This window comes from Anabaena sp. 54, assembly GCF_017355725.1.
GTDB classification, from domain to species: Bacteria; Cyanobacteriota; Cyanobacteriia; order Cyanobacteriales; family Nostocaceae; genus Dolichospermum; species Dolichospermum heterosporum.
This window is the reverse complement of sequence record NZ_JAAVWA010000003.1, coordinates 1-13,055: the sequence shown is the minus strand read 5'-3', so window position 1 is coordinate 13,055 and position 13,055 is coordinate 1. Positions and strand designations below refer to the sequence as shown.

General features: G+C 36.8%; 13 protein-coding genes. 8 read left to right on the top strand and 5 right to left on the bottom strand.

Features of this window, described 5'->3' with window-relative positions:
* The first annotated feature begins 203 nt into the window (after positions 1–203).
* The 8 genes from HEQ36_RS04565 (at position 204) to folP (ending at position 8,219) form a co-directional block, all read left to right on the top strand.
* Positions 204–1,586 (top strand): cytochrome P450, encoded by a 1,383-nt coding sequence (locus HEQ36_RS04565; RefSeq protein ID WP_168634780.1) that lies wholly within the window; start codon positions 204–206, stop codon positions 1,584–1,586.
* Between the two features lie 280 nt (positions 1,587–1,866).
* Entirely contained in the window at positions 1,867–3,561 is a 1,695-nt protein-coding gene (gene crtO / locus HEQ36_RS04560; RefSeq protein WP_168634779.1) for a beta-carotene ketolase CrtO, read from the top strand.
* 166 nt (positions 3,562–3,727) lie between these two features.
* Positions 3,728–5,011 carry an AAA family ATPase gene (locus HEQ36_RS04555; RefSeq protein WP_168634778.1) on the top strand — a complete coding sequence of 428 codons (1,284 nt, stop codon included), beginning with the start codon at positions 3,728–3,730 and terminating at the stop codon, positions 5,009–5,011.
* Between the two features lie 5 nt (positions 5,012–5,016).
* Entirely contained in the window at positions 5,017–5,454 is a 438-nt protein-coding gene (locus tag HEQ36_RS04550) for a hypothetical protein (RefSeq protein ID WP_168634777.1), read from the top strand.
* Between the two features lie 118 nt (positions 5,455–5,572).
* Positions 5,573–5,977, top strand: a complete 405-nt coding sequence (locus tag HEQ36_RS04545; protein ID WP_168634776.1) for a hypothetical protein — start codon at positions 5,573–5,575, stop codon at positions 5,975–5,977.
* Positions 5,978–5,983: 6 nt separating this feature from the next.
* Positions 5,984–6,409 carry an HNH endonuclease signature motif containing protein gene (locus HEQ36_RS04540; RefSeq protein WP_053538682.1) on the top strand — a complete coding sequence of 142 codons (426 nt, stop codon included), beginning with the start codon at positions 5,984–5,986 and terminating at the stop codon, positions 6,407–6,409.
* A gap of 179 nt (positions 6,410–6,588) precedes the next feature.
* Positions 6,589–7,314, top strand: coding sequence for a triose-phosphate isomerase (gene tpiA / locus HEQ36_RS04535; RefSeq protein WP_168635488.1), 726 nt, complete (start codon positions 6,589–6,591; stop codon positions 7,312–7,314).
* A gap of 47 nt (positions 7,315–7,361) precedes the next feature.
* A complete protein-coding gene (gene folP, locus HEQ36_RS04530; protein WP_168634775.1) occupies positions 7,362–8,219 on the top strand; it encodes a dihydropteroate synthase in 858 nt (285 codons plus the stop codon).
* Between the two features lie 55 nt (positions 8,220–8,274).
* On the opposite strand, the gene HEQ36_RS04525 is transcribed toward folP, so the two are convergent.
* The 5 genes from HEQ36_RS04525 to hisB form a co-directional block, all read right to left on the bottom strand.
* A complete protein-coding gene (locus tag HEQ36_RS04525; RefSeq protein ID WP_168634774.1) occupies positions 8,275–9,153 on the bottom strand; it encodes an SPFH domain-containing protein in 879 nt (292 codons plus the stop codon).
* 259 nt (positions 9,154–9,412) lie between these two features.
* Positions 9,413–10,849: a polysaccharide biosynthesis/export family protein gene (locus HEQ36_RS04520; RefSeq protein ID WP_168634773.1), complete on the bottom strand. Its 1,437-nt coding sequence runs from the start codon at positions 10,847–10,849 to the stop codon at positions 9,413–9,415.
* Positions 10,842–11,123, bottom strand: a complete 282-nt coding sequence (locus HEQ36_RS04515; protein WP_168465998.1) for a hypothetical protein — start codon at positions 11,121–11,123, stop codon at positions 10,842–10,844. Before HEQ36_RS04515 ends, HEQ36_RS04520 begins: the two co-directional genes overlap by 8 nt.
* 119 nt (positions 11,124–11,242) lie before the next feature.
* Positions 11,243–12,226 (bottom strand): ABC transporter ATP-binding protein, encoded by a 984-nt coding sequence (locus tag HEQ36_RS04510; protein ID WP_039201786.1) that lies wholly within the window; start codon positions 12,224–12,226, stop codon positions 11,243–11,245.
* A gap of 65 nt (positions 12,227–12,291) precedes the next feature.
* Positions 12,292–12,897 carry an imidazoleglycerol-phosphate dehydratase HisB gene (gene hisB / locus HEQ36_RS04505; protein ID WP_168634772.1) on the bottom strand — a complete coding sequence of 202 codons (606 nt, stop codon included), beginning with the start codon at positions 12,895–12,897 and terminating at the stop codon, positions 12,292–12,294.
* Positions 12,898–13,055 lie beyond the last annotated feature (158 nt).

Here is a 13,055-nt window from a genome sequence, read left to right as displayed (position 1 = left end):
CATAAGTAGCTTAAATACTCATCTCACATGATTACTTGTTTTTCCTTTCATGTCATTAAATCAGTATACGTAGGGGTTTAGCAGTGCTAAACCCCTACACATCTAGTTTTTTTGATAATCTTGTGAAAATTCAAATCTCAAGGGTTTATAGTTGAAGTTGAGTTATTGTGTAATTAATTGTGTAATCAAAATAGGAGAAAATTATGCAACTACTACCAGGACCAAAAGCACCAGCCACTATTCAAGTTTTAAACTGGATATTCAGACCCATGAGTTATTTGACAGAATGCGCCAAGACTTATGGTGATTTATTCACTTTAAAATTGCAAAGTAATTTACCACCAATGTTATTTGTTCATTCTCCTGAAGCAATGCAGCAGGTGTTAAGTAATGATCAAAAAGACTTGGAAGCACCAGGAGATTTAAACAGTATTTTTCAATATTTACTGGGCAAAAATTCTGTCATTAGTCTTAGTGGTAAAGCACATCAACGTCAACGTCAATTAATTATGCCTCCTTTTCACGGGGAAAGAATGCGAACTTATGCAGAATTAATTGAGAATATTACCACAAAAGTTTTTAATCAACAACCAAAAAATCAATCTTTTAATATTAGGAACATTACCCAAGATATCACTCTTCAGGTAATGATGGAAGCTGTTTTTGGCATTTATGAAGGAGAACGAGCAGAAAAACTTAAACATTTACTTTGTGAAATTTTAGAACAGGGTAGCAGTCCTTGGAGAGTTGCTTTTCTCTATCTTCCCAAATTGAAAGAAATCATAGGAATTTCTGAAATTTGGAAAAGACAAATGAAGAAACAGGAAAAAGCTGATCAACTCATTTATCAGGAAATTCAAGAAAGAAGAGAAAATTTTGATCCTAATCGCACAGATATTCTTAATTTACTTATGTCTGCTCAAGATGAAAACGGTCAACCTATGACTGATGCAGAATTAAGAGATGAATTGATGACTTTATTAGTCGCAGGTCATGAAACTACAGCCACAGCTATTTCTTGGGCTTTTTACTGGATTCATAAACTCCCGGAAGTTCGAGAAAAGCTATTAGTCGAATTGGATAGTTTAGGAGAAAATCCTGATTATAGCACCATCTTTAAATTACCATATTTAACTGCTGTCTGTAATGAAACATTAAGGATTTATCCTGTAGGAATGCTAACTTTTCCTAGAAAAGTAAAAACACCTATTTCTCTTTGTGGTTATCAACTTGAAGCAGGTACAATTATTATGGGTTCAATTTATTTAACTCATCAACGGGAAGATATTTATCCTCAACCCGAAAAATTCAACCCAGAACGCTTTTTAGAAAAACAATTTTCTCCCTATGAATTTCTACCTTTTGGTGGTGGGGCAAGACGTTGTATCGGTTTAGCATTTGCCCAAATGGAAATGAAATTAATATTAGCTAAAGTTCTGAAAACATGGTCAATGAAATTAGTTAATACCGATGAAATTAAACCACAAAGACGGGGTTTAGTTACAGGCCCAAATGGTCCGATAAATTTAGAAATTCAGAATCTTCGTCAACCAAAATCTGTAAACTTAGAAACAGTCACAGTTTAACAGCAATAATTTCTCAAACAAGATCCCTGATTTATTGAATAAATTGGGGATCTATAGTAATCCTAAATAAGACGTATTTGTATAACCTGCCGTAAACATACATCTCTTCCTTCTCTACCTCTGCGCTCTCTGTGCCTCTGTGGTTCGTTCTCCGACAACCACTCAAATAGGATTGCTATATTATTGTAACTAATCTCCACTAAAATTTTACCTAATTTACTTGCAATTTGCCGTAAATATTAATAATATAAAAAAGCCAGGTTTCTATGTCATAAGAGATATGCAAGAATACGACGTTATCATCATCGGTGCTGGACACAACGGTTTAGTTTGTGCAGCTTATTTACTCAAAGCAGGTTATAGCGTCTTACTACTAGAAAAACGTCCTGTTCCCGGTGGTGCAGCCACAACAGAAGAATGTATCCCAGACAAAGCACCAGGTTTTAAATTTAACTTGTGTGCCATTGACCATGAATTTATTCATTTGGGTCCAGTAGTAGAAGAATTAGAACTGACAAAATATGGCTTAGAATATCTAGAATGTGACCCAGTTGTATTTTGTCCTCACCCCGACGGTAAATATTTCTTAGCACATAAATCATTAGAAAAAACCTGTGCAGAAATCGCTCGTTACAATGAAAGAGATGCTAAAAAATATGCCGAGTTTACAAATTATTGGCAACGGGCAATTAACGCCATGATTCCCATGTTTAATGCCCCACCCAAATCAATTATAGATATTTTCGGTAACTACAATCTGCAACAAGTTAAAGATTTATTTTCTGTAGTTGGTTCTCCCGCCAAAAGTTTTGATTTTGTGCGAACAATGTTAAACAGCGCCGAAGATATTCTTAATGAATGGTTTGATGAAGAATTTCTCAAAGCTCCCCTATCTAGATTAGCATCAGAATTAGGTGCGCCACCTTCTCAAAAAAACCTGGCAATTGGGGTGATGATGATGGCTATGCGTCATAATCCTGGAATGGCTAGACCTCGCGGCGGTACAGGTGCATTGGTGCAAGCCTTGGTGAAATTAGTTAAGAGTAAAGGTGGGGTAATTCTCACAGACCAGCACGTAGAAAAGATTTTAATTAATGATGCTAAAGCCGAGGGTGTGCGGGTGGCAGGTGGTAAAGAATATCGAGCTAAACAGGGAGTAATTTCTAATATTGATGCTCAAAGATTATTCTTACAAATGACAGAAAAAAGTGATATTGATGCCGTTGATCCTGATTTATGGGAAAGGTTAGAACGCCGCATTATCAACAATAATGAAACTATCCTCAAAATAGATTTAGCATTAGATGAACCCTTGCATTTTTCTCATCATGATCATAAAGATGAATATCTCATTGGTTCAATTCTCATTGCTGATTCTATGAATCATGTAGAACAGGCTCATAGTAAATGTACATTAGGCGAAATTCCCGATTCTGATCCCTCCATGTATCTCGTCATGCCTAGCGCCCTTGACCCCAGTTTAGCACCACCTGGAAAACATACTTTATGGATTGAATTTTTTGCACCTTATCAAATTGCTAATGCAAAAGGTACAGGTTTAAAAGGAACAGGTTGGACTGATGAATTGAAAAATCAAGTTGCAGATAGAGTAATTGACAAATTAGCAACTTATGCCCCCAATGTGAAAAAAGCAACTATCGCTAGAAGAGTAGAAAGTCCAGCGGAATTAGGAGAAAGATTAGGAGCATATAAAGGAAATTATTATCATATTGATATGACAATGGATCAAATGATATTTTTCCGACCTTTACCCGAATTAGCTAATTATAAAACTCCCATTGATAATCTCTTTTTAACAGGCGCAGGAACACATCCCGGCGGTTCAATTTCCGGGATGCCAGGACGCAATTGTGCGAGGATCTTTTTGCAAAATAAGCAACCCTTCACTCAAGCTTTAAAAGATGCTGGAAACTCGATTAAGTCTACAGTTGGTTCTGTATTTGGGATGAATTAGAGAATACAGATGTAGGGTGCGTTACGCTGCGCTAACGCACCAATTTTTAAAATACATTAAAAACTCCTATTGATTCTGATTTCAAATTTCTCAAATATCGTGTACAATGTACTGATGACTTATTTTTCTAGTCATACATTTGTATTACTGATATTATATTGCACTTATGGAAAAACTGACAGTAAAAAACTTTTTAAATATCAAAGATATTGAATTTAATTTATCCAAGATAAATATTATTATTGGGCAACAGGCTAGTGGTAAAAGCATACTTGCTAAATTAGTTTATTTCTTTAAAGATTTTTTCATTAAATATCGTTCTTCAATCCAGAATAAGCAAAAAAAAGCAGAATTTGATAAAAGTATAATTACAACGTTTAAAATTATATTCCCTGAATATTCTTGGAAAAATCAGGAGTTTCAAATTTTATATGAATTTAATAGTTATTCCGTAGCTTTAAATAACCAAAAATCAGATGATAAGAAGTCTAAATTATCTTTGATATATTCTGAACATTTAGTTAAAGTTCGCAGAAAAATCTTAAGCGAATATAACAAAAAAACCATTGAATATGCAGAAAATAACCCTGAGAAAATAATTGAAGAATACTACAACACAATTTTTAGTAAATATGTTCTGAGAGATGTTAATAGTCTTGACTTGATAACTTTCATCCCTGCTGGAAGATCGTTTTTTGCTAACTTACAAAATAATATTTTTTCCTTTTTATCAGAAAATATACTCATAGATTATTTTCTAAAAGAATTTGGTTCAGCTTATGAAAGAGTAAAAAATTTGTATCATGTTAGAAAATTTATTCATCAATTAAAGCCAAGTGATTCAATTGATGAATTAATTAATCAGATAATAGTTGGTAATTATTCCTATGAAAAAGATCAGGACTGGATATTATACACTAACGAAACAAACAAAAATAGAAGGACTAATTTATCACATTCATCCTCTGGACAGCAAGAGGCTCTACCTATGACACTTATATTAGCTATTTTGCCTTTTATTAGCTCAACAACACGCCTTTTCATTATAGAAGAACCAGAAGCACATTTATTTCCTACATCACAAAAACATATTGTAAGTTTAATAAGCCAGGTTTTTAATACAACTGAAAAAAAGCATAAATTCTTCATTACTACTCACAGTCCTTACATATTAACTGCTTTTAATAACTTAATTCAAGCAGGTAACACTCTGAAAGCATTAAGAGAGAAACCTGAACAAAATGATTTACTAAAAGATTTATTTAAAATAGTTCCAGAAAATCAAACACTAGATATTAATGATGTTGCTGCTTACACCATCAAAAATGGTATGATTGAAAGTTTGATAAATGAAGAAAATAACTTGATTGATACAAATATCATTGATGACGTATCCAACGAATTTAGTCAAGTGTTTGAAAAATTAATAGAACTTGAATTTGGAGAATAACATCTGTGGATTTAGATAAATGTTCCGAAAAAATCAACTATAAAAATATATTAATAGAAGAAAAGAAAAGTAGTAAAATAATTTTTGCTAATGAAAATTTAATAGAAGTCACTAAAGTTCAAGTAGATGACTGTTTAGATATTCAAGGAGTTAAATGTGATTGGTTACTAATTATTAATGAACCTTATATCGAAATTTATATAGAATTAAAAGGTTCTGACGTAGAACACGCTTTTGACCAAATTGAAAATACTATTAAAATTGTCTCAAAAAATTATAAAACAGTCCTCAAATATTGCTATATAATCACAACTAGATGCCCTATAAACTCAGCACAAATTCAAGTTAAAGCAAAATCATTTAAAAGTAAATATAATGCAGTGCTAAAAGTTAAAAAAACAGGATCTAATGAAAGTTTTAATACGTTCATTGTAGATAAATAAATGTATTATTTATGATATTGTATACTATCACATGGAAATCTAGGATTCAGATTTCAAGAGATTAATAATTGAAATGAAGTAAAATAATCAATATAAAATAAACCCTAACCTTCACCCTATGCCCACTGAAACAGTAACTCTCCAAATCCCAGAAATTATCTATCAGCGATTAGTTAATACTGCTAATGCTATTCAACGTCCCTTAGAAGAAGTAATGCTTCATGCTTTGCAAGTTGGTAGTCCACCAGCTTGGGATGATGTCCCGGAAGAATTTCAAGCTGAAATTGCCGCATTAGATAAGCTAGATGACAATACTCTTTGGCAAATTGCCAATAGTCGAAAAACAGCAGATGATATGGACAGATATAACATCCTGCTTGATCATAACTCTAGGGGTATACTTACAGAAGTAGAAAAATTAGAGTTGATGTCACTTCGACATGAGGCTGATTTATTTATGTTATGTAAAGCCCAAGCAGCAGTATTACTCAGTTGGCGAGGGTATCGTTTATCAAATTCTTAAATTGTTGTGTCTACATATATTTCTGAAAGTTTAAGACAAAAAATCATAGAAAGGGATAAATCACGTTGCTGTTATTGCTTGACATCTGAAGCAAATAGCGGTATTCCTATGACTTATGATCATATTCACCCAGTTTCTAAGGGTGGAGAAACAACTTTTGAAAATCTTTGTTTAGCTTGTCGTTCATGCAACGAATTCAAAAGTGATGCAGTTGAATCTATAGATCCTTTGAGTGGTGAAACTATACAACTTTTTAACCCTCGTCAACAGAAATGGACTGACCATTTTGGATGGAGCGCTGATGGTACAAGATTAGAAGGTATAAATGCTATTGGTCGGACTACAATAGTTAAGCTACGAATCAATAATCCAGTAATTCTGATTGCTCGAAAGCGTTGGGTAATTAGTGGTTGGCATCCTCCTCTTGATTGATAGCATATAAACAAATAACTTATAAAGCATCTCATTTATTATAAAGACCAACACTTTTGCCTATATTCCTACTGACTACCGTTTCTGTAGCCCGATAAATTCTGCTTCGTGAATAGTCCTAAAAAAGTAGTACATTAAAAAGTGCATCTAGTAACATTAAAATTTTGATTAAATCACCTGTGCGGAAAATCGTTATTGCTGGTAACTGGAAAATGTTCAAAACCCAGGCAGAATCCGCAGAATTTTTAAGCGGATTTTTGCCTCACCTGGAGGAAACCCCCTCAGAACGAGAAGTGGTATTATTTCCTCCCTTCACAGACCTAAGCCTGGTGTCTAAATCTTTGCATGGTAGCCGTGTAAATTTGGGCGCACAAAACGTCCACTGGGAAGAACATGGAGCATATACAGGCGAAATTTCCGCCCCCATGCTCACTGAAATCGGTGTGCGTTTTGTCATTGTTGGACACAGTGAAAGACGGCAATTCTTTGGAGAAACTGACGTAACTGTCAATCTCCGTCTTAAAGCCGCCCAAAAGCATGGACTCACACCCATTCTCTGCGTTGGGGAAACTAAACAACAACGAGACGCAGGGGAAACAGAATCAATAATTAGCAACCAATTAAAAAAAGACTTGGTAGATATTGATCAAACTCACCTAATTATTGCTTATGAACCAATTTGGGCAATTGGTACTGGTGATACCTGTGAATCCAAGGAAGCAAATCGGGTAATTGGCTTAATTCGCAGTCAATTAACTAATCCCCTAGTTCCTATCCAATATGGCGGTTCAGTCAACCCGAATAATATTGATGAAATTATGGCACAACCAGAAATTGACGGCGCTCTCGTTGGTGGCGCTAGTCTAAAAGCTGATAGTTTTGCCAGAATTGTCAACTATCAATAATGGGGATTGGGGATTGGGGATACATCAATTAAAAGTTAAAAAATTTCATGTCTAACAACTTAACTATCCGAGATCACTGTTTTACCTGGGGAAAGCGGACTTATCTCATGGGAATTTTGAATGTCACCCCGGATAGTTTTAGTGATGGTGGTAAATTTAACACCACCTCAGCGGCTTTAACCCAGGCAGAAGCAATGGTTTCGGCTGGTGCTGATATTATTGATATTGGTGGACAATCAACCCGTCCAGGGGCAGAACAAATATCCCTAGAAGCAGAACTTGAGCGGGTGCTATCTGTCTTGGAGTTGCTACGTCCAGTTATTGATATTCCTATTTCTATAGATACAACTAGAGCAGAAGTAGCCAAAGCCGCAATTACCGCTGGAGCAGATATAGTTAATGATATTTCTGCTGGTACATTTGACCCCCAAATGTTGCCAACTGTTGCTAGTTTAAATGTGCCGATTGTGTTAATGCACATCCGAGGAAAACCCCAAACTATGCAAAAATGTACTGATTATGAAGATTTAATTGCTGATATTTATAAATTTTTATCTGAGCAAATTACAAAGGCTACACTTTTGGGAATTGACCCAAATAAAATAATTATTGATCCTGGTATTGGTTTCGCTAAAAACCATGACCAGAATTTAGAAATTTTTCGCTGTTTAGAATCACTAAAAACACTTAATTCTCCAATTTTGGTGGGAGCATCTCGTAAAAGTTTTATTGGTAATATTCTTAATCAACCAGATCCAACATTACGGGTTTGGGGAACAGCCGCAGCTTGTTGTGCGGCTATTTTTAATGGTGCAGATATTCTCCGAGTCCACGATGTTCGAGAAATGCAAGAAGTTACTCTGGTAGCAGATGCTATTTTTCGTGATAGCGCAGCGTGGCGTTAGCCATAGGTTAGGAGGTAGGGGCGCGGGGCTCGCGCCCAGTTAATGGTGTCAAGCTCTAATTAGATCCATTCCCATTACCTTTACCATTGCCATTACCCTTTCCATTAGTGGGATTTTTACCATGATTTTCTTGTACTGAATCAGAAATCAATTCCTGAAACATTTCTGTTGAGTTAGCAGGATCTACAAAGACAATTTTGGCATTATTGCTTTCACCCAGTTTTTGACTAGCATCTACATAATCTTGGGCAACAAGATACCTTAAAATATCTTTACTTTCGGGGTGAGAACGCAAGGCTTCAGCAATTATTTCTATTGATGTTCTAGTTCCTTCCGCTCGTTTAACTGCTGCTTGTCGTTCTCCTTCTGCTGCTTCTATTGCTGCCTTTTTTTTAATTTGTGCTGTTTGTTGTTCTTGCATTGACTTGCGTACAGCTTCTGGTGGGGTGATACTTTGAATATCTAAACGGATAATTTCAATTCCCCATGCGGATGTAATTGGATTTAATACACCTAATATGCTTCCGTCCATCTCGTCTCTGGACATATTAGTATCCTCTAAGGAATTTTGAGCGATATTTTCCCGAAGGGTGGTTGTGGCTAAGTTAGCTAAAGCTGTTTCTAAGTCATCAATAGCATAAAAGCTTTTTTCAATGTCTTTGATCCGCCAGTAAAGAATTGCATCAACTTCTAAGTAAACTCCGTCTTTAGTAATTACATTTTGCGGTTTTATATCTAATAACTGCTCTCTGGTTGTATTCTCCATCACAACTTGATCGAGAATGGGAACTATGAAACTTAGTCCAGGATTTAGTTTGCGATGATACCGCCCCAAGCGTTCAACTAAGGCGACATCTCCTTGATTTACCATCTTTGCAGATGCGAAGGCATAACCTACTAGAGCTAAAAATATGATAAAAATTATTGGGTCCATTCAGTTATTCTCCTCTTTCGGCTTCGGGCAGAATTGATTGTTAGGGTGATGGCTGGCATTAACTGTAAATTAAAATGGGTTAATTGCGTAATTTCCCGATTGTTAACTATAAAAATGATAAACCTGCGATCGCATTATAGGCGATCGCTACACCTCTAATCATGAGTTGCCGAAAAAAATAACCTAAGATGTATAATAATTATGTTTTGGGTCTAGATTTTTTGAGTGGAAACCTAGAAAACCAACCTTTCGACTTAAACTAAAATCCAGTAGTAAATAGTCTGATAATCCCCAAGATAGTACCTAAAGGACCGGCTACAGTATTAACTCTATCACCAGTTTTAGCTAACCCGTTGCGATCAACTACGACAACATCATTGTTGCGAAGGATCGGATTGGTTTCCTCATTAATTCCCTTAGATAAATCCACTTTAATTGGACGTTTAGTAACTGTACCATTGGTATTGAGGCGAATTAATTCTACAGTTCCTTTACTGGCTCTACTATCATTAAAACCACCAGCGGCTAATAATGCCTGATTTAAAGAGCTATTTGGTTGTAATCTTACCGCCCCTGCTCTTTTGACTTCACCCACTACACCCACTTCAATAGTATTTGGGGACAAAGTTGTTGTTGCTAATTGGGTAGATTCAGCGGCACTAATATCCGTAGCTGTAGGAATGATGATAGTATCGCCATCTTGCACCACTATGTCTTGATTGATATCACCGCTTTGTAGTAATTCCCATAGGTTAATATCTATAGTTTGTTCCGTACCAGTTCGGGTAGGACGGCGTAATTTAATCTTCCGAACATCCGCAATGGACGTAATTCCCCCTGCTAGTTGTAAGCTCCGCATGACAGTGGGTAAACCACCACCAGCACCACCACCCTCTGCCCCACCGGCATTTCCAGCAGTAACAAGATAAGAACCAGGACGGTAAACTTGACCAATTACCACCACTGTGCGGGGTGAACTTTGACTAGCGGCAAAGTTAGCTGCAAATAAATTCCGGGCTTCAGCCACATTCAAACTGGCAGCAGTGGGGACAATTATGGTGTCTCCATCTCGTAAGGTAATCTCCTGAGATATTCTACCTGTTTGCGTCAATTCCTTTAAATTTAGGGAAACTGTCTGCTCTCCAGAACGTCCTACCTTGCGGCGTAATTGTACTTGAGTTACATCTGCTGCTAGTGTCACACCTTGAGCGCTGGTCAGGGCAGCTAATACTGTTGGATATTGGACACCGGGGTTATTTCCTGCTCCCCCTTCCAAGCTGAGGGTATAAGCACCCGGTCTTGTTACTTCCCCAGCAACAAACACATTAATGGGACGGGGTGATAATAAGTTGACGGAAATGAGCGGACGTTTGAGAAAGCGAGCATATCTTCTGGCGATTGTATCAGCAGCTTGTTCTGTGGTTAAGCCCGAAACGGGGATACTACCAATTAAAGGCATATTAATTGAACCACCAGGAGGAACTTGATATTCACCCGTATATTCTGGTACTTCAAATACATTGACACGGATGCGATCGCCGCCGCCTAATAAATAATCTGTAGCGATACTGGGTGTTGATTTTACTGGCTGTTTTTGCGCTAAACTCACCGATGGCAAAGTGATATTCACTGTTGTTAACAATGCTAAACCCATAGTTGAGTGGGTGAGAAATTTACACAAATCTTTATTAAGCATATTTACCTGAGAATTGAAAATGACGATATTTAGAGTTATTCGGAAACATTTTAACATCGAGTATACTGAAGAATCCTAGTGACTCAACAATTTTATTTTCTAATAAATCTTTAGTTTTCCGGACATAAATAATTTGTTGCGTAAGGAATTTGATTTTAAATCTTCTCTGAATGTTAGGAAATATTTTCAGTGCTTTTTGCAAGTTACGGTTCCTCGCTGATAACAATTTTCGTCCTATGTCAACAACTAATTCATCCGCTGATGGTACAGTCATAACACTAAATTTATCAGGAATTATTAACACATAAGTAACTGACTTTTAGAATCATCAAATAATTCGCAAAAATTACTACTTATGGGTGATTTATCTCTCTTATTTTCTACCTGTTTGTACTAATTAAGCGGATGATTTCGGATTTGAATTTGATGGATAAAAAACTCTTCTAGAGATTGACGTGACAGATTCATAGTGATAACTTTTCCCCCCATTAACCTCAAACTAGACAGAAAATCATAATAATCTTCTTGGAGTATACCCTGCCAAGAACCATCAGACCTAAATTCTAAATTACCTATCCATTTTCTCAAGATTTCCCCGTCTCCGCCTTGACCTTTAACATGATAGGTGTTTTGATTACCTAAAAGTTCATTGAGAGAACCGCAACAGATTAATTCTCCTTGATCAAGAATAGCCACGCGATCGCAAATTTGTTCCACTTCACTCAATACATGACTATTAAAAAATATGGTTTTACCAGATGCTTTCAAAGCAAGAATAATTTCTCGCATTTGGTAACGCCCCAGAGGATCAAGTCCAGACATAGGTTCATCCAAAAAAACTAAATCTGGATCATTGATTAACGCCTGAGCCATACACACGCGCTGAAGCATTCCCTTAGAATAGCGCCGCATTTGCTTTTTACGAGCATCGGCTTGGGATAATCCCACTAATTCCAACAATTGGGGAATGCGTTGACGTTGTAACTTTTGGGGAATTTGAAATAAACCCGCTGTTAATTGCAAAAATTCCCAACCGCTCAGATATTCGTATAAATAGGAATTTTCTGGGAGGTAGCCAATATGCTGCTTGACTTTAGCGTTGCCTATGGGTTTACCTAACAATAATCCCCTTCCAGATGTAGGGCGGATAATTCCCAACAATAATTTTAACAACGTGGTTTTACCCGCACCATTAGGACCCAACAGACCAAAGGTTTCTCCTGGGTACACTTGTAAAGAACAGTTTTTGAGCGATACAACCTTTTGATTGAGCCAAAACCCCGTGCGATAGACTTTTCGCAATTCAGAAGTCAGGACTACAGGTTGTTTATCTAGGGGATTTTGCTGAGAATCGGGGTTGTCTACAACAGAATTCATAGCGATGAAACTACCAACTACTGACTATTTAGAGCTAACTACAGATTAACCGATGCTGAGGATTTTCATAACACACCTTTAGAACTAGGAATTGTTTCTGCCCGCCGGGGATCAATTTCCACCGCTATTCGCATGGCTCTAGCAAAAGCTTTGAATGTGGCTTCAATAATATGATGGGAATTAATTCCATCCAATTGGCGAATATGTAACGTCATTTGGCTATGATTCACCAACGCCACAAAAAACTCCCGCACTAACTGGGTATCATAAGTTCCCACCCGTTGAGTAGGAATTTCTAAACCATAACTGAGATGAGGTCTACCAGAAAAGTCTAAAGCAACTTGTACCAAAGCTTCATCTAAAGGCGCAAGAAAATTCCCAAACCGGACAATTCCCTTTTTATTACCCAAAGCTTGGAATAAAGCTTGTCCCAAGGTAATCCCCACATCTTCGTTAGTATGGTGATCATCAATTTCCCAATCACCTTTAGCTTGAATGTCCAAATCAAAAAGCCCATGAGAAGCGATTTGATGGAGCATATGATCTAAAAAAGGAATACCTGTAGAAACTTTACATATCCCTGTACCATCCAGATTGATAGTAACGTGAACATCTGTTTCACCAGTAGTGCGGTGAACTGAAGCTATCCGATGAGTTTGTTTATTAGTCATTTGTCAGTTGTCAGTTGTTAGTTGTTAGTTGTCAGTTGTCAGTTGTCAGTTGTCATTGGAAAAATTCTTTCTCCCCACATCCCCCACATCCCCCACATCCCCCACATCCCCCACATCCCCCACATCCCCCACATCCCCCACATCCCCCACATCCCCCA